Annotated in this window: 13 protein-coding genes; all 13 read right to left on the reverse strand. The window is 38.1% G+C overall.

Going from position 1 to position 19,272, the window contains the following annotated elements:
- Positions 1–226: 226 nt before the first annotated feature.
- Positions 227–1,576, reverse strand: coding sequence for an ABC transporter substrate-binding protein (locus IPU53_RS01670; RefSeq protein ID WP_207446790.1), 1,350 nt, complete (start codon positions 1,574–1,576; stop codon positions 227–229).
- A 109-nt stretch (positions 1,577–1,685) separates the two neighbouring features.
- Positions 1,686–2,552 carry a hypothetical protein gene (locus IPU53_RS01675; RefSeq protein WP_207446791.1) on the reverse strand — a complete coding sequence of 289 codons (867 nt, stop codon included), beginning with the start codon at positions 2,550–2,552 and terminating at the stop codon, positions 1,686–1,688.
- On the reverse strand, positions 2,549–3,604 hold the full coding sequence (locus IPU53_RS01680; protein WP_207446793.1) for a Gfo/Idh/MocA family protein: 1,056 nt from the start codon (positions 3,602–3,604) through the stop codon (positions 2,549–2,551). The genes IPU53_RS01675 and IPU53_RS01680 overlap by 4 nt, the downstream gene beginning before the upstream one ends.
- A gap of 90 nt (positions 3,605–3,694) precedes the next feature.
- Complete coding sequence (locus IPU53_RS01685; protein ID WP_207446795.1) at positions 3,695–5,071, reverse strand: extracellular solute-binding protein; 1,377 nt, start codon at positions 5,069–5,071, stop codon at positions 3,695–3,697.
- A 180-nt stretch (positions 5,072–5,251) separates the two neighbouring features.
- Complete coding sequence (locus IPU53_RS01690; protein ID WP_207446797.1) at positions 5,252–6,190, reverse strand: AraC family transcriptional regulator; 939 nt, start codon at positions 6,188–6,190, stop codon at positions 5,252–5,254.
- 94 nt (positions 6,191–6,284) lie between these two features.
- Positions 6,285–7,862, reverse strand: a complete 1,578-nt coding sequence (locus tag IPU53_RS01695) for an FAD-dependent oxidoreductase (protein ID WP_207446799.1) — start codon at positions 7,860–7,862, stop codon at positions 6,285–6,287.
- 156 nt (positions 7,863–8,018) lie between these two features.
- Complete coding sequence (locus IPU53_RS01700; RefSeq protein WP_207446802.1) at positions 8,019–8,879, reverse strand: MurR/RpiR family transcriptional regulator; 861 nt, start codon at positions 8,877–8,879, stop codon at positions 8,019–8,021.
- 281 nt (positions 8,880–9,160) lie between these two features.
- Positions 9,161–12,787, reverse strand: coding sequence for a discoidin domain-containing protein (locus tag IPU53_RS01705; protein WP_207446804.1), 3,627 nt, complete (start codon positions 12,785–12,787; stop codon positions 9,161–9,163).
- Between the two features lie 131 nt (positions 12,788–12,918).
- Positions 12,919–15,504: a DUF4855 domain-containing protein gene (locus IPU53_RS01710; protein WP_207446806.1), complete on the reverse strand. Its 2,586-nt coding sequence runs from the start codon at positions 15,502–15,504 to the stop codon at positions 12,919–12,921.
- A gap of 376 nt (positions 15,505–15,880) precedes the next feature.
- A complete protein-coding gene (locus IPU53_RS01715; RefSeq protein WP_207446808.1) occupies positions 15,881–16,411 on the reverse strand; it encodes a GNAT family N-acetyltransferase in 531 nt (176 codons plus the stop codon).
- A 190-nt stretch (positions 16,412–16,601) separates the two neighbouring features.
- Complete coding sequence (locus IPU53_RS01720; RefSeq protein ID WP_207446811.1) at positions 16,602–17,381, reverse strand: sugar phosphate isomerase/epimerase family protein; 780 nt, start codon at positions 17,379–17,381, stop codon at positions 16,602–16,604.
- A 40-nt stretch (positions 17,382–17,421) separates the two neighbouring features.
- Entirely contained in the window at positions 17,422–18,318 is an 897-nt protein-coding gene (locus tag IPU53_RS01725; RefSeq protein WP_207446813.1) for a carbohydrate ABC transporter permease, read from the reverse strand.
- Positions 18,319–18,321: 3 nt separating this feature from the next.
- The gene (locus IPU53_RS01730; RefSeq protein ID WP_242698005.1) at positions 18,322–19,197 is read right to left on the reverse strand and encodes an ABC transporter permease; all 876 of its coding nucleotides are present in this window, start codon (positions 19,195–19,197) and stop codon (positions 18,322–18,324) included.
- Positions 19,198–19,272 lie beyond the last annotated feature (75 nt).

The raw sequence follows: 19,272 nt of genomic DNA on the forward strand, positions 1-19,272 counted from the left end.
TTGACCGAAGTCCAACTCCATTTTTTCTAGATCATAAATATTATTGTATCATTTCTCATCCGCAAAACGATAGACAATTTTGATTGTGAAAAGCCCTAATGAACTTATCGCTGAATTGAATGTTTTGGCCATAGAACATGTCAGGAAAATTAAACAACATGATAATGTAAATGGAAGTCCCCCTATCTCAAGCTCTCTAGAACCTTAAGATAGGGGGATTACTGAATTACTTTTGTGACATAGCCTCCTGTATCTTTCCAGTGGATTCTTCTTCAAGCTCACGCATAAGTGTATTTACATCAATATCAGTCTCTGCTAGTTTTTTTAAAGCTCCGCCAATATCGACAAAAATATCCCACCTACTTTGCATCTCTTCATATAAAGCCGGTTCTCCTGTAAACCATGCATCCCGATTTTTATTATTATAATACTGATTATTTGCCGCATATTGTTCAAGAATAGCTGGATCACTAAGCACGCTGGCTGATGACCCATTTTGCACCATCTCTAATTGGTTTTCGGGAGAAATATACTCTAATAAAACTTGAAAGGCCTCATCCTTATGTTCACTGTAATTCGCGATGATCATCGGCGATGACCCTAAATATGGAGTTATATTTGGGGCATCTGGCCAGACAGGCGCTGGTAAGAGATCCATATTCTCTTGGGTTTCAAGGTCACCCATTCCCTCATTCAGGAATAAATTGGAGGCAAGCGACATTGCCGCTCTTTTTTCACAAAAGAGACACGAGCCTTCTGTTTCTGCGTCATAAATATCAGGAATATTATAGAAGGTATCCATCATATTGAAATATTCCCTGAATTCTGGTCGTTCATCAAATAGAAACTCTCCTGTTTCAGGATCAGTTATATTGATCGCAAACTCCTTTAACGGCATTTGAGCAGCAGCTGCTGTATTGCCCCAAGCAAACTCAAAGCCGACATAACTTATACCATTTCTTTCACCTGTCATTTGTTTCGCTATTGTAAATACTTCTTCCCAAGTCATATTTTTATTTGGATCAGGATAATCTACTCCAAATAAATCAAATATCTCTTTATTGTAATAAAGAGCAACATGTGAAGAACCATCTGGCAAGCCAATCATTCTCCCCTCCTCATCTAGTGAACGGATATAAGCTACAAGGGAGGGACGCAGCGTATCTATATTTAATCCATGTTTAGCTGCTAAAGCATCAATCGGTTCAATCACATCTAATTCTTTGACTGGCGCCATATCATTGTACTGAATAATAATATCTGGTTTTACATTATTGGCATAAATTTCTTGAAGAGACTCCAAAGTATTTTCATAAGCTACATATTCAATTTCAATATTTTCTAATTTTTTATCAATATGATCAAACCTATCATGAAAGGATTCTTCTCCAAAGGCATACGCAATTTTGATTGTTACAGGATCCTTATCCTCTTCAGATACGTCAGACGTATTTGATTTATCTGTTTCTTCTTTGGAATTGGTCCCTGTTTGATTAGAACAGGCTGTAATAAACGCTGTAAAGAATATGAAGATAAGCAATACGATCCCACTTCTTCTAAACCAAGATATTTTCATGTAATGACCCCTCTCTTCATCATCACCCAATTTTTAAGGTCTTTCTAATGCGAGGTTCACGTGATTCGATATCAGTGCTTCAACCCCCTCTTGATGATGTATGCCAAAGCTAAAATTTTTCATCCGTCGATTGGACACCAATCCAAGTATCCCTTTTTCCTAGTGCAGTTTTTCCAGCATCCAACAAGGCCATTACTTCCAATGTCTCCTCGGACGTAACAGGAGAATCCCTTGTCTCAAAGAAAGTGAGGATTGAATCTATTAATTTAGGAAACATATCAGAACATTGGGAAATCCATACGCCCCCACCATCACCGAATTGTAAATGGGTTTGAAAATCTGCATGTTGCATTTGTGATAGCGAAGCCTGTCTACCATTTCTGTATTCAATATGAAACAAATTGGCATGTTTCGTTGACAAGCTTTTCACATGTTTGGCCCCGATTCCCAGCAATGAAACAATCATTTCAAATTGATGCACGGCATAGTTTTTAAAAATACCCGGTCCAGTAGTCGCCACGTATTCTAGTTCCTTTTTGGTATTTTTATAATCGAATAATTCCCTGGAGAACCGCAAGGCTGAGCTAGAAAATAAAGGTGTACTATATTGCTTAGCAAGTTTAAACATCCGCTTCCCTGTTTCTAAATCAGGAGAAAAGGTTTTATCCATATAAACAGGCTTTCCGGACATTAGCGGAATTTGTCCCAATCTTTCATGGTGTTCTGGATGATCTGGTGAAAGAACTATGAGGTAATCCGATTTCGCCACAACCTCCTCAATCGAAGTTAGTGCTTGTACCTGCTGCTCTTCACACCAGCTTGCTGTATCCAATCCACCTTCAAGGTCCGTCTCTGCCCATGCATACGCAACTTCTATTTCCCGCCCCGTTCTTTTCGCATTTTCTCTGATCCAAGTTGGATAATTGTTCGCATGCCATTCATCAAGATAAAAGTCGATAAAGCCAACCTTTTTCATAAAACAATCTCTCTCCCTTTTTCTGAAGATGTATATAAAGCCTCCATTACTTCTGAGGTGACAAGTACATTGTCTATATTTGAACGACTTTTCACGTTGCTCATAGCCGATTGAATAAACCCATCAATCTCTTCATAGAACATATCCGTTTTGGAATAAGAGGGGATCGTTTCATACAAGACACCATCTTTAGCGGAATACACTTTAAAATCTCCGCCGTATTGCCATTTGATACCGGCCTTATCGCCAAGAAATTCAACAAACGTTGCTGATTCTCCGATATTTTGTGCCCATGCTCCATTTAAACTGATTGTAGGTCCAGATGTCCGTATCAAACCTGTGACAAAATCGTCGACATTATAGGTTCCATTATAATCAGGCGGGCCCGCCCACATATTGATATAGGTGTAATCCTTCATATTCTTCGCCAATTCACTGTGGGCAGTTCCAGATACGGTACGTATTTCCGGTTGGCCTAAACTATAAAAAATCAAATCAAGATAATGTACACCCCAATCAATTAAGACGCCGCCACCCGACTTGGCCTTTGTTGTAAACGGTCCGCCAAGCCCCGGGATAGAGCGGTGGGCTCGAAAAGAACAATAAACATGATACACTTTACCGAGTTCCCTATTATCAATCATATCCTTAATCTTATTGACCGCCGTGTTATAACGGTTGACCACACCAATATTCAAAATCAGGTTATTTCGGTCAGCAGCCGATTTCATTTCATTCACTTGATCCATGTTTATAGCAGCAGGTTTTTCACATAACACATGCTTCCCTGCATCCAGGCACGCGATGGCAATCTCTGCATGTGTATCATTTGGTGTGCAAATCGATATCGCCTCGATTTCCTCATCATTTAAAATGTCCCTGAAATTTTCCGCGGTATGAGGTACGTTGAATCTCTCTGCCAGCTTTTCGGCACGCTCAAGCCGAATATCTACAAGATATTTAATTTCTGTTTGCTCATTCTCAAAGTAAGCCTTTATATGGTTTGGTGCTATTGTTCCACAGCCAATCACTGCTACTTTCATTTTCTTCATTACTAGAAAACCTCCATTTTTTGCTAATACATTCAGCTAGAGTTCCCCATAACTAAATGAGAAAAACGAGCACTTCACTTTTTTGATGCTCTATTGTTGGGCTTTTATCTCTTCCACAATCCCTGCATACTCCTCCCCCATTTCCCGAATATAGGTAACAACATCTTGATCAGATGTCAAAAACTCTTCCCCTTTAGTGTTCATAAAATCGAAAAATGGCTCATCATATCTTGAATAAGGTGGTAACTCTGCTAATGTTTGCGTAAAAGGCGCCGTTGAATTGAATGTCTGATCCAAATCCTTTGTGCTATTTGCTGTAAATTGTTCAAACGCAGTTTGACTGTCAATAACAGGAGGACTCCCTGCTTGTGATAAATGAATTTGCCCCTCCTCTGATGCCAAGAAAGCAACAACCGACCAAGCTGCATCCTTATGTTCACTATGTTTTGTGATATTTAAAGGTAATGCTCCCCACGTCGGAGCGATATCAGGAAGTTCCTCCCATGTCGGGACAGTGACCATATCAAAATTAAAGCCTTCTTCTCTTGTCAATAATTCAAACCAAGGAGCGTTCAAAATACTCATGGCAATATTACGTGGACCATCATGAAATCCATCCGGTGTATCACTTGCGTTAACAATATTCGGAATATTGCGGTACTTATCTATCAGGTCAAAAAACTTCTTTGTATTTGGATCATTAGCAAATAAAATCTCGCCTGTCTCTGCATCTGTTCCGCCAACACTTAATTGCATAAAAGGCATTGCTCCTGGGTCAATCGCTAGTCCACGATATTGAATACCATTTCGCTCCTGTGTTAACCGACCTGCTATTTCCAGTACTTCATTCCAAGTCAGCCCATCTTCAGGATAAGGTTCACCGAATAAATCAAAGATATCTTTGTTGTAAAACATTGTTCGAACACTATTTTCTACAGGTAATCCATATAAATGCCCTTCACCAGTAGGGTCACCTGCACGTAAGTTTTCAACGATCCCTTTCTGAAAAATACTTAAATCAAATCCGGATTTTTCAATATAGTCATCAATCGGCTCTAAAAAATCAAGCGTTTTCACTAAATCTGCTCTTGGTTTTCCAATATGAATATCAGGCATGATTCCTTTAGCAAATAGTTCCTGTAATTGTTCCTCACTATCACCTCCGCTAATTAGTTCTAAAGTGATTTCAGGAAATATCTCCTCTATCTTTTCTTTATATCTTATTCTAAAAGTCTCATCGTCTATCCAAATCATCATTTTTAGTGTCACAGGGGCTCCATTATAGGTCCATGGATCAAGCAATGTATTTTTCTTTTCTCCACTTTCAGTATCTGCCATCTTTTCTCCTTGTGCTTCTTCTGAATTGACTTTCTCCCCACCTTTATCTGACGAACAACCGAAAATCATTATTACACTAAGAACAAATATCATTCCTAATAAATACCAATTCCTTATTTCCGTATTCACCGGCTTCATCCCCCATAACATTTTCTAGGCATCACTAAAAAACCCAAGCATCACCAGTAAACTGAATTGAAAAATTAATCAGATAATTTTTTATGCACCACCTTGTTTGTATACAATATTATTATCCTTCCATCTATCTGTACGGTATTTCTATCATAACAAAGCTCTGTCATGAAATGTTTATCCCTTTTTGATGTTGTATTGTTCCTTTTTTGCACTTCCTAATAAAGCTTGGTATTCGGTTGGAGATACACCAAAGTTTTTTCGAAAGGCCTTGCTGAATGAATGAATGGATTGATATTGAAGTTTTTCTGCTACCTGTGTCACATTCCAGTCTCCGCTTTTCAGCCACTCAACGGCCTTATCAAATCGTTTACGGTTATAATACTCTTGAATCGTTATCCCCATTTCTTTTGCAAATACACGAGACAGATACGAATAATTATAGTGTAGTTGACCTGCAATCTCTTTAAGATCACCAATTTGAAGAAGATTGGAATCGACATAATTGATCATCCGATAGATAATTTGTTCCGTCTTATTGGTGTTCACATGAGGATCATAATCAATAGAAAAGCTCTTCTGGAAATTCCGATAGATCATGACGATAATTTGCCGCAAATACATCCCCAGCATATGGGTAGAATATTGATCTAAACTAATCAATTCTTTAAAAATATGAATAAAAGGAAGGTCAATACTAAGATGATCTCGTACTATAGATTGTTGTTCCTTATCAAACATCTTTTTAATAAGAAAAAGCGGATCATTTTCATCCATTCCTTTCGGAAAACCAAATCCCATATAAAAAAAGCGGAATGGATCCATTTCATCCGCTTTACCACTATGAATCTGTTCCGGTACATTTAAAATAATATCTCCCTCTCGGACCGGATAACTCTTCTTATTCACTGTAAAAACTCCTGTCCCAGAAACAATATAGCTAATTTCATAACAAAGTTGCTTATGCTCACGAATGACATATCCCCCTTTGCAACTTAAATCACCAATTTGATATAAGATAATCGACTCAAATGGCTGTGGATTAATAAAATAATCATGGTCAAAATGAAAGTTGGTCTTATTTTTAGAGATTGTTTCAAAATCTTCCTTTTGCAAGTTTCCCCTCTCCCTTTAGCCTCCCACACGTCAATAGATTACGAGTTGAGAGGCTTAGTATGTCTTCATATTTTAAGTAGCGGCAAATCAATCGTCATACAGAACCAATGGTCGGCCATTTAAGTTCAATCCCCTCACGCACGAGGAACATCTGAAAGTCATTTAATAACTTTTCATCATTTCGTACTTGACGGGGTATTAGATGATTTTTCAAACAATAAGCGGCCAAATATCCACTCACTTCTCCAATATTCCACTCAACGGGATGCAAGCGATAACATCCATTGGTAATATGAGTGACGCCTAAATTCTTACAGGCCGGTAACAAATTGTTGATTCTAACAGGAATAAGGCTTCCTAGTGGAATTTGAAATGGAAGACTAGAAATATCAATAAAGGAACGAAGTCCTGTACTCGGATGGAGATCGATACGATAACTGCCAATTCCGACACTATCCTTAAAAACCTCTGCATCGTCCTCATCCCTTACAGCTGTGCTAATATGCTGTTCAAGAACGGTAAACTCCGCCTTGATTCTTCGTGATTCTCGTATATAAGGAAACATCGCTAATCCATCTTCAGTTCCCACTACATCTGGTCGTAAACGCAACCCTGGATAACCTTGTTTCCCGTCAGGACGAGGTGCCTCCGTTTGCATCCAATATAGTAGTGACAGGCTCAGTTGTTTGGCACCTTCCGTATGCTTTTTCCTCTCTTCCTCACTTACATCAATAATCGGACCTAGCCAATAATCATTTTGCGGCCAATTAATAAGGGAGATATCACTGTCATACAGACCTTCCGAAAAATTAGATTGATCAATTAATCTTCGGTATTCCCAGAGAGAGAACTTGTCCTCTTCTTTAAAAAATCCATATGTAATCGGATCTAAAGTAATGGGACTCACACCTGTCCAATTAAGCTGTTTATTCGGCCAAAACGAAGCCTGATATTGCTGCCAAAAATCATAAGCTTTTGGCTTGGGAATCGTGAAATCTTCTCCCTCCATATAATCGATAGCAAAGCAGTGAGTAATAGCTTGCATATCCATTGGATCAGCCTCTCCCACTAAAGCATGGGGTTCACCAGTTTCCTTTTGAGATTCAGCACCTGTCACATACTCAACCCCAGCCAGCGGTAAAACATCCCCCATATCCGTTGCATCTAAAAAATAATCAGCAGTAAGTACAAAGTTCTTGCTAGTGTATGTGTTCTCAACCTCTATTGCCGACACAGTATCTCCAGCTGTTTCCGCAGACTTTATCTTTGTTTCTTCCATAATCGTCAGTTTCCCACTATGAAGATATGGTGATAGCATATCCCGAAGAACAGCTAGCGCTACCCGTGGTTCATGTGAAACGCGACTCACACTCGCATTTCCAGGATTCAAAATGGGCATTTTTCTTGCCTCTTCACTTAACGGAAAATGATGGCGATAATACTGGCGCACATTTCCTCGAAAGCTGCGATAACTACGTGTACACCCAAACTGTTCAATCCAACGATGTTCATCTGGTGGTACAGCTTGGTTTGTCAGCTGACCGCCAATCCATTTCGTCTCCTCTGTCATGATAACTCTACATCCCAATTTGCACGCCGCCAAAGCGGCTGCACAACCACCTAAACTTCCACCGACAATAACGATATCCGCTGATAATTCTTGTTTAACCATCCGTCTCTCCTTCTGTCCTCGGAATCCTATGATTTATTTTTATTCTAAAAGCAAGATGCCATTTTTATCACTTCATAAAAAATCTCAATTAAAAAAGGAAAATGAACAATAAATCCCATCAATACTAGCTTGATTAAAGCGTAAAAATTTATGGATTTAATATAATTTATCTGACACTGATTTTGCTGTCTTTTTTAAGGCTTCCATAGAAGGTTCTTTTCGTTGAGTCTCTATATACCTTGTTAAAATATCTAAAATATGCATTTGGGAGATAAGAGATGAAAAGGCACCTCCGTGTAAAGGCCCTTCATTAGCTGAAGTCAGTAAAACAACTTGCGCAAACTTTGTAATGGGCGATTTAATGTAATTCGTAATACATATGACATAGGCTCCATTCTCCTTTGCAATTTCTATGGCATCAACAACATCTTTTGTACTGCCCGAAGTACTAATTCCAACCACTACATCTCTTTTTTCAGCCATAGCACAATTCATAGAGATAATATGAGAATCTGTAGCGAATTGGACGTTAAATCCTAGTCTCATAAAGCGATAATATGCTTGCTGTGCCATAATTCCCGACGCACCTACACCAAAGAAATAAATTTTCCTTCCATTTATTATTGCTTTCGACGCCTCTTCAATATGCTCAGTTTGTATAAGTTTCAATGTACTTTGTAAAGTTTCGCTATTATCTAGTGTTACCTTACGGGCTAAGAAATCAATACTATCAGTTTCTTCCAATTCTCCTTGCTGTTTTTGATTTGAAACTGCCTCACTTTGGGCCAAAGATAATTTAAAGTCTTGATATCCCTTGTATCCAAGTTTTCTACAAAAACGAATAACTGTCGTCTCACCAACATCTGCATGTTCTGCAAGATCGGATACTGACCAATAGACTGATTCTTTCAAATGACCTTTTACTATATCGGCTACCTTTTGTTCAGATTTGGTCAATGATTTGTAAATACTTGCTATCATGACGTCTGGACTAATCGAATGATTTAATTTATTCATCTTATCCCCCTGCTTTTACTTATTTTCTATATAAAAAGAAAGTTAAGGAAAATAGAGAATTATTCCACTCCCATTAGATATATAGGATTATAACTCCATTTTAGATTTACTCAGAGCTTTTGTAAAGATGATACTTAGAATTGATAATTAGAATATTTGTTATACAATCAATAACAAACAGCAATACAGATCAACATAATAGCAAGCAGTTGAAAGGACATTTTCTGTCTTTTTAACTGCCTGTCATATTTTAATCCTGTTTTATTGATCGAAATGATTCGTCACTTGTCTAGTAACTCATCAGCATCTCTTTTTAGTAATTGATAGGCTTCTTCGGAAACCAACTCGCTGTCCTTCTGATGCTTCAATAATATTTGAAATCCTTTCATATGTTTGATCACTTTATCCACCAACATTTTTTCTTCATAATGATGTACGGAGGATAAGTGAATCGTTAAAGATTGAACGGCGTCTTCACTTTTAAAATGACCTTCTTTATGGAGGAGCTCTACACGTTCGATCATACTAGTAGCGGTGATCGGAGATTTATACTTCAGTCCTTTGTGAGCTGTATTTAAATCGGATAATTGTTGATCAAGCTCTGCTTGCGTAGCATCCACTTTATTCAGCGTTTTTTCTGTTGCTTGCAAAGCTTCATATAATGCCTGCCAGCTTTCTTCTGTATATTTGTCCTTATTCAGGTTTTCGTCCTGAATTTGTACCATTCGATTTTTTATGGCTGATTTATTACCAATCTTATTTTCACTGTTAAACACTTCAAATTCTGAGAAAGAATAACCAAAAATTGTCTCTCTTTCTATCCCTTGAAATTTCACATATCGCGCTTTTATGGGATCAAAAGAAATCTCTTCTCGTCCCCCTTTCCCCATAATAATCCCATCATTTTCTTGTGTTACATTCGTCCATTGTTCCTTATCCTCCGAGACGAGAATTTTGTATTTTTTACCGTAAGCCGTTTGCCAGTTAATTGTAACTTTATCAATCTTCGTTACTTCATCAAGGTCTACTAAGAACCAGGCATCGTCTACATATTCACTGGACCATCTAGTATCCCCTTTTCCATCTACTGCTTTATCTGGAGTATACGTAGAAGCTTCAGGTTGTGATGATTCGGCCATTTTATTTAAGGCTAGATTTCCGTGTAAATTAAAAGTAGTGTTATAGATTTTTACATTATCTATTACACCCTTAAATCCATTTGACCGTCCCCCGATTATTTCGAGAGGTAAAATGAAGGTTTCGAGCTTTCCTCCGACTTTATTCAGACTTTGCGTGTATTCGCTGCCATTAACAAAAAGTGTCGTCCCCTCGCTATCTCCTGTTAATAATAGATGTGTCCATTGTTCAGGAGACATTTTATAATCAAACACACTATCGTAACCTTCTTTTGAAAAACCAAGTTTTTCAGTTTCTCCCTGAGTCAATTTTAGTTGTCCTTCCGGTGACTCCATCAGTACAGCGTCATTTGGATTATCTTTATCCGGTTTTATCCACATGGATAAAGTCCAATTAAATCCCAAAGATCGTAACGGTGTTTGAATATAACTTTTGCCACCATTCACCCTCATCCCTTGTCCGAAAATTCCATCAGTATATTCAACATTTTTACCGTTGGCATCAAAACCATTTTCTGTTGAATCCTTTAGATTTCCTTCAAAAAGATAATGAAGAACTTCCCCATTTTTCTCCTTCGTCTCCATTTCATGGGATAAATGGACATTCGGGGCATCACCAATTTGTGCTGCATAATCCTCAAATTGGTGAAAACTTCTATCCCCTTTCATACCTGACCACATTTTTTCTGTTAAAACTTGCATAGCCGGCAAAATTCGATGATGTGAATCCGCCATTGACAAGCCTTTTTCCACAGATACATCATTCCAAAAGGCAAACATTGCCCCTTTCAGCTTAGGATGACCAAATGGCAATACAGTATCGTCCCATTGATTCGGCTCCCAGCTTTCATAAAAGTATCCAACATTTAAATAATCCTGATATAATTGAGGTACAATATATAATTGGTTTGTATTCACATTCACTATATCGTACCCAAGATCGATTGCTTGCTGGGGACCACCATAAGGTACATACCAAATATCCATTGTCGCATCATTGCTAATGGAAGTATCCCCATCATACATCGTCAAACCACCCCATAGACGTGGATGTTTACCTTTACTATTTATATGCTTTATAAGGGTATCCGTATATTTCCGAAATATTTCTACATTACCACCCCAATATTCATCAGTACCAATATGCACATCAGGCCCTATGAAGGTAGGATGATCCCCGTCTATATATTCATTAAATAATTCTTTCACAAAATTTACTGTTTCTGGTTTCGTGATATCTAATTCTCCATCCTTACCTAATGACGGATCAAAATCAACAAATGCTCCAGAATGGCCTGGTGTATCGATCTCTGGGACAACATTAATCCCATATTCCATTCCAAGTTGTTGAAGTTCTCTAAATTCCTCTTTCGTGTAGTAACCATCTTCACTTGCTAAACCAGGATATTTCTCACTTTCCAAACGAAATGCGGATTTTTTACCATTAGGGAATGGCGTTCCAACATTATCATTTAAGTGAATTTGAAGGCGATTCATTTTATAAAAGGACATTTGCTTTATATAATCCCTTAAAAAATCAATGGTATAAAACTTCCGAGCAACATCAAGCATAAAGCCTCGATCCGTGTACTTGGGATAATCTCTTATCAGCCCTTTAGGGATATAATAGGAATCATCTTGCATGATGATTTGAAGTAGAGTTCTTGTCCCATAGAATACCCCTTGAGGGTCAACAGATGTCATAGAAATATAATCATTTATCTCCATCATATACCCCTCTTCACCGAGATCACTCAATGAATCATCTATTGAAAGGTAAATGTCTCCTGACTCAGGTGTACCATAGGCAATATCTAACATTAAATCTGTAGCAGCTTTAACGTCACTTTGTGTTATTTCAGCCACTTTTTGTAAATGCTGTTGATCCTTTGGATTTACAATAATTTTAGATGAATTTGTTAAAGTTAAGTCCCCCTTTCCCCCTAACCACTCACGTATCGAAGGGATGACATCTGGTTCAGGATTTAGATCCTCTGTTTGTGAATGTTGTCCGGGAACATCCACTAGAATATTGTCAATCACATACTCATCGGGATCACTCTTACTTTCCGCTCGAACAAGAAGTTGAGCTTGCGCATTTACTAAAGGCATCTTGATGTTTCCTTGGTTATCAATCACCTGCACTCGGTCACTCCCAATAAGTGATGCTTTATATCCTTTACGTACAAAAGGTAGTTTGACTCTTTTCTGTCCCTTTTTTATTTCAATGTTCTCGCGAAGTTCATCCATTATAATAGGCAAAAAATCCCTATCTTCATAAACTTCAAACTCAGCAATGGAATATCCATATAAAACCCCTTCCACTGCTCTCCTTTCTACCCCTTGAAATTTCACATATCGAGCTTCGGTTTGGTCAAATTCCACAGTATCTTTACCATTTGCAGCAGCCGTTAGAATGCCATCATCTTCTACAACATTTACCCAGTTTTCCTTATCGTTAGAAATCAAGATTGTATATGTCTCGGCCGGAGTCTGCCAATCAATGACAACACGAGCTATCTTCCTCTTTTTGCCTAAGTCCACATATAACCACTGATCATCGTCTGCCACAGATGACCATCTTGTTTTCGCATCCCCATCCACTGCATTTTCCGGAATTAACCATTCCACTTCATTTCCTGAAGCAGTGACAGGTTTATTCAAGGCCAAATTCTTTGACAATGCCTTCGCTTCCTTAGATTGAACAAAAACGGAAGAAATGGCAAACAGAGAGAGCGACATAAGCAATAAAGCAATTTTTTTCGTAACCATCGAACTCCTCCTATTTGTTGAAACAAGGTGCCTGGTACCTCATCCAGTAATAAATAATTGGAAGAGGAACAAGGCACCTTCTGAAACAGATTCTCTGCTGTATAAGATCAAACTATTTTATATTCCATTTATCAATTACCAATATTGTATACGCCAAATTCATAGAATGAATATCCGTAACCCGTTGCCCTTTCTACTCCTTCAAACTTAACATAGCGTGCATTCACTTTATCAAAGTGAATGACTTCCTTTCCTCCATTTCCTTCTATAATCCCTCCGTTGTCTTTCTTAATATTTTCCCAATGTTCTTTATCATTCGATACTAATATCTTATATCTTTTTGCGTAGGCATTTTCCCAATCAATTTTGACCGTGTCCATTTGCTCAATTTTCCCTAAATCGACTAAAAACCAAGCATTATCTACATAATCACTAGCCCAACGTGAAGAAATATAGCCATCTACAGCTTTATCAGCGGTGTAATTGAGGTTCCCTCCTTCTATTGAGGATGACTCTACCTCTTTATTTAGCGCTACGCTCCCTATTAAGTAATAGAGATCTTCCCTCAAAACTCGATGGGCTGACTCTGAAATATGTTGCTGTTTCATTTGGTTTTCAAGTAAAATATTGAAGCCTTTTAAGTGTTTAGCTACCTTTTCAGCCGAACCCTTCTTTTCGAAATGTTCTACAGATTCCAAATGGACCTGTAAAGCGCGTGCTGCTCCATAGTTTTTAAATTCACCAGCTTCATGTAATCGGTCAACAAGCACATTCATATCAGCGGCACTCGTAGACACCTCAATGAGGTAAGTATCTTTTTTCACCTTCCCAGCTGACGCTGTTACAACCAGTTCGTGCTTACCTGGCATACCAGCTAAGTCTATCCACTCGCCTTCTTCATATGCTTTTCCATCAAATAAAGCAGTGACCTTAACGGGTCCTTCACTCTCCACTTTCCATGTGAATTGAATAGATTCAGAGTCTGGTACAATGACTCCATCTTGAAGTGGCTCTCCATTTATTTTAACCTTTGCTTCTGGTGCAGGTTCTTCATTGATCTCATAGGTTCCATTTGAAAACTGATAAAGCCAGTCATATAAAATGCGTGTAGCAGGATCTTTACTCACAGCGGTATCATATATCGCGTTATTACCTTGATAAAAGGCTTTAAAGCTATTTTCCATATAACCAAACTTCACTCCGCTGTTTAAGTATTCAATAAAGCGTTGTCGGAATATCCCATCTGATAGCATCCGATCATCAAATTCAATTTCCACTCCCATACCAAATTGCTTAGCGGTATTGGCGGCATCTTCCAAACGGTCTGGTTCCAACTCTTCAAAGAAATAATTAGGCTGCAGAGCGGTTGCATCTATCCCTACATCCTCCCAAATATGGCTTCTATGAGATAAAAAGTGAGGAATCCAAAACAGTTTTAAATCTTGATCATGTACAATATCACTCGTATGCTTCAGTAAATCTGGTCCTGTATTGCTTGTACTAATTTGTTCTTCCAACCAATACAATCCAGCAAGATTTAGTTGAGAAAAGTCTTCCGCCTGCCATCTCTGTATGACTTCTTCGATCCACCATTTCACAACCTTTTTGCGGTTGGCTAATGCCAGTTCTTTACCAACTTCCCCTGCATTGAAATTTTCAGAGATGCCATCACCATCTACATCGCCAAAATCTGTCAATGATTCTCCCGGGTCCGGGATCATTAGCACAACCTTTACTTTATGGTCAGGCTCATTCAGTTTTATTCCAGCTTCTTTAGCCGCTTCATTTAACTGCTGTAAATCGCCTTCGGCTGCAAAAGTTTTATTTAAATACCATTTCCAATCGTCTAGATCGGCTCCTGGATTGGACTGCCCGCCGAAATTTCCACCTTTAGGGGAATGTAAACCAAGATATAGCACTCCATCATGAAACCAATCCTGTGGTTCCCCTTCTTGGTCTATATAGCTAATATTGGGGAGAATTCGCTCCTTCGACCAATCCCCTTTTCCGTCAGGATAATGGCCATTATAGAGCAATACTAAATTTTCAATCCCAGCAGTCTCTTCTCCTGGTTGCAAGTATGCGGGTTGTTCTGGCGGCACTGTTTGTGCACCCTCGAGTTTCCCTTCAGCCCCCCAAATTTCAATTTCGTCAATAAAACTCCAGTGTGTTGGATGCATAGAAAATGTCACCTTCACATAACGCGCATATGCCATGGTTCCATTCCAATCACCATTTTTTATCCCGTCTTTACTTCCATCCCAAATAAACTGCTCATCTCTTGGCGGTCCCGCTCCCCAAAGAAGCTGAGTCGCGTTATGTGACAATGTTCCCCAATTTTCTTTATCATTGGAAACATAAAACGAAACGGTTAATGGTACAAGAATCGAGGATGTGGGATAATCTTGCAAAAAATGAGCTTTAATACTTGCAATTGACTTTTTTTCCCCTAAATCAAATACAACTTCCCTCGTTTTCTTTTGCAAATGTCCTACCCAAGCAGGATCAGATTTATCTAATTCTCCGTATACTCCATCTGTAAGCTTATTCTCGTTATCTGGATATGAGCTTTCGGGCTCTTCCGACCATTCATAACTTAAACCACTCGCAAGGTTTTTAAAACCTACCTCATTATCAGCAGCTTGTATGCTTGGGCTTATCCATAACATCATTAAAGAGATTACAACAAGGCCTATAGCCTCTTTTAAGAACACCATTGTTCCTCCTCCTTATTTCACTTTAATCCTTTACAGTTCATTCCTATTTCTCTATTCCAAAGACCCCCTTCTATATTTTTTTATAACAATATAGGTGAATTAAACCTCCAGCATATTTAAAAATAGCGGATTAAATCTTTATAATTAATTATAAAGCGTTTACATATTCGTTTCAATAGTCCTAATGGGATAATATGGAAACTAATATAATTGAAGATGATAGTATTTTTCACTCTATTACCCAACTAAATTCCTAGCGAACTAACATAAGTACAGAGAATAGAATTGTGTTAGGCGGTCTGGCTTTGTTCCTCTCGCCAGAGCCGCCTGTTTCAAAATAGTACTCCTTTCCGGAAGGCCAGTTTTTCTACATGCACTATCCAAGGTTGTCGACATACTCGTCATGTAAAATAGCATAGTAAAGCTCGTCCCACCATGTATCTCCAGCAGGTATACACTTTTTAAAAAAAGCTTCTCTTCTCATACCTATTTTTTCCATAACCCGATATGAAGGTACATTTTCAGGCTGACATGTTGCCACTATACGATGTAAATTTAAAACCTTGAATCCATAAGCTAATAATGCCTTTGCAGCCTCTGTCGTGTACCCTTTATTATGATATTTAGGGTGCAGTACCCAACCTATCTCATAAGTGTGCTCACCGAAATAGTTAAAAAACTCCACATGTCCAATCAGGGCTTGATTTGATTTTAATAAGACTGCATATTTGTTTGGTTTATCTCCAATTTGTTGATTAACGTACATCTTTGCTTCCCGTTCCGTCAGAACACCTTCGGGCATGTAATACATCACTTCCGGATTAGATGCATATCCAAAAACTTCTCTCCAATCCTCTTTTTTAAAATTAGTTATGATAAGCCTTTCTGTTGTGAGATTTAACTTCAATTCGATACACCTTCATTCAAATTTTTAAAATTCCCTTTTATAATCCAACAAAAGGAAGAGAAACGCAAGCAAGCGTTCTTATAAATGGACAGTTATAGGCGACGCTCTGCCAAGACGATGTTCTCCTCCACAAGCCAATATACTATCATTTCCCAAACACCCAAAAAAGCTAGCAAGACATTATTTCTTGCTAGCTCCACTCATTATTCCGCATATAAGGAAGCCGTTCTTTTAAATATTGCATACTGATTTCAATACTTTCATAAGGATTCAGCCGTGTTTCATCTTGTTCCACAATCCACCATTGTACATTCGCTTCTTCTCCCAAATTCAGAACTGCCTCTACATCAATTCCACCTGTTCCTAGTTCAGCAAAATAGTGTTCTTCATCCGGCGTCATATCTTTTAAATGAACAAGCGGCGTTCTTCCCTTATAACGGTTGAACCACTCTACTGGATCTTCTCCCGCCATCTTTAGCCAGTAAATATCAAATTCCGTTTGCAGATGGTCTGATGGAGCAGATTCAATAATCGCTTCCAGTGCTGTTTTTCCATTTGACAAACATTCTAATTCGAAATGATGATTATGATAACAGAGTATAATGCCGTCTTGTTTACAAACTTCACTAGCCTCATTTAAAAAGTAAGTATGGGTCTTAAGTTTGTCTTCATTCTTCACTTCCGCTTCAGGAAGTGAACAAACTATATACTTACAGCCCAAAACTTTTTGATCTCTAATAATCTGCTGTAAATTCGTTTGCAGTTGCGTATGAGGAATATGATTAGCAGCAACTTGCAACCCAAGATTATCAAGGGGTTGTTTAATTTTTTCCACTGGCATGTCATAGTAGCCCGCCAATTCAACGCCATGATAGCCTAGCTTAGCTACTCGTTCAAATGCACCTAAAAAATCCTGCTCACATTCTTCTCGTAATGTATACATCTGTAAGGCAATCGGAATTTTCTTCAAATAGATCACACCTCATATTAAACATTTTTGTATTTTACCATTATTCCTTTACAGAACCAATTAACACACCTTGTACAAAAAAGCGTTGTACGAAAGGATAGGCAATCAATAAAGGTAAGGTGGAAACAATAATGACCGCATATTTGACTAATGAGGCTGTTTTCGCTTGCTCAATGAAGGATTCTGTCATTCCTGCATTTTCCCCAATCCCCTCCGCATTTACTTCATTAAGGACTAAAATCTGTCTTAATATGAGCTGGAGTGGATATAACTTTTCGTCAGACAAATAAATGAGTGCATTAAAATACTGATTCCATAATCCAACTGCATGGAATAAAGCCATTACGGCAATGATAGGTAATGAAAGAGGTAAGGCAATTTTACCAAAAATAAAAAAGTCTGAAGCTCCGTCTATTTTTGCTGCCTCTACTAGTTGTTCCGGCACGCTTTGCTCGAAAAAGGATTTTGCTACAAGAATAGACCATGCCCCGATTACATTAGGAATTACAATCGCCCAAATAGAATCCAACATTCCTAATGTTTGAACGACTAAGTACGTAGGGATTAAACCACCATTAAAAAGCATAGTAAATAATATCAACCAAAGGATAAACTTCTTTCCCCTTATTCTTTTTCTAGATAATACGTAAGCACACGGTAGTAACACAGTTAAGTGAATAAAGGTACCTACCAGAGTAAATATAATCGTATTACGATATCCGGTCCATATTGCACTATTTTCAAACACTCGTTTAAAGCCTTCAAATGTAATATCTACAGGCCATAGCCACATTTTCCCAGTATTTACAGCTGCTGGATCACTTATAGAGGCACTCACTACAAAAATGAGTGGATAGATGATCAACGCTGTAACGATTAAAACAAATATTTTATTTACAATATCGAAAGCCTTATCTGACAATTGCATGCTGCTCACTCCTTACCATAAGCTGTTGTCACTTACTTTTCTTGCTATATAGTTTACTGTTACCAAGAGAATAATGTTGATCACTGACTCAAACAATCCAACAGCTGAAGCAAAACTATACTGCCCCTCTAGTAATCCCACGTTATATACAAAAGTTGGGATAATATCGGAGGTTTCTGCGTTTAAGGAATTTTGCAATAAGAGAACCTTCTCAAATCCGATAGCCATAAAACTGCCGATATTTAGAATAAATAAAACAATGATTGTTGGTAAAATACTAGGAATGTTGATATGGATAATTCGTTGAAATCTTGTGGCACCATCTACACTTGCCGCTTCATGTAATTCAGGGCTAACTCCAGCTAATGCTGCAAGATAAATAATCGTTCCCCATCCGAGTGATTGCCATTGGCCAGACCATACGAAGATATGACGGAACCAACCTGATTCCGTTAAAAATGCAACTGGCTGCCCCCCTAGTGACACAATTAGATGGTTTACTAAACCAGTAATAGGATCCAAAAAGGCCACGATCATACCTGCTACAACAACTACAGAAATAAAATGAGGCGCATATGTTAAGGTTTGCACCCATTTTTTAAAAACTCCGTTTTTTAGCTCATTTAAGGAAAGTGCAAACATAATAGGCAATGGGAATAACAGAAGTTCATAGCCACTTAGGGTCAGCGTATTTTTTAATAGCCGCCAAAAATAATACGAATCAAAGAACCGTTTAAAATGGTCAAAGCCGATCCATGGACTGCCTGAAATTCCCAAGTTCGCATAAAATTGTTTAAACGCTATTTGCACTCCATACATTGGAACATAATGAAAAATTATAAAATAGGCAAGAGCTGGGGTTAAAAGCGCATACAACTGCCAATCCATCAATATATCTTTCTTAAAGCGCAGCAACTTGCTTTCACCTTTTATATTTATATTTAGATTGTTCACACGACCTTT

Source organism: Bacillus sp. SD088, from assembly GCF_017355205.1.
Lineage (GTDB): Bacteria > Bacillota > Bacilli > Bacillales > Bacillaceae_C > Lederbergia.

Bases quoted from the DNA above. Each gene is read 5' to 3' on its own strand.
- IPU53_RS01695 (WP_207446799.1), bottom strand. From the start codon at position 7,862: ATGGTTAAACAAGAATTATCAGCGGATATCGTTATTGTCGGTGGAAGT.
- IPU53_RS01675 (WP_207446791.1), bottom strand. From the start codon at position 2,552: ATGAAAAAGGTTGGCTTTATCGACTTTTATCTTGATGAATGGCATGCG.
- IPU53_RS01700 (WP_207446802.1), bottom strand. From the start codon at position 8,879: ATGAATAAATTAAATCATTCGATTAGTCCAGACGTCATGATAGCAAGT.
- IPU53_RS01680 (WP_207446793.1), bottom strand. From the start codon at position 3,604: ATGAAGAAAATGAAAGTAGCAGTGATTGGCTGTGGAACAATAGCACCA.
- IPU53_RS01670 (WP_207446790.1), bottom strand. From the start codon at position 1,576: ATGAAAATATCTTGGTTTAGAAGAAGTGGGATCGTATTGCTTATCTTC.
- IPU53_RS01705 (WP_207446804.1), bottom strand. From the start codon at position 12,787: ATGGTTACGAAAAAAATTGCTTTATTGCTTATGTCGCTCTCTCTGTTT.
- IPU53_RS01730 (WP_242698005.1), bottom strand. From the start codon at position 19,197: ATGGATTGGCAGTTGTATGCGCTTTTAACCCCAGCTCTTGCCTATTTT.
- IPU53_RS01710 (WP_207446806.1), bottom strand. From the start codon at position 15,504: ATGGTGTTCTTAAAAGAGGCTATAGGCCTTGTTGTAATCTCTTTAATG.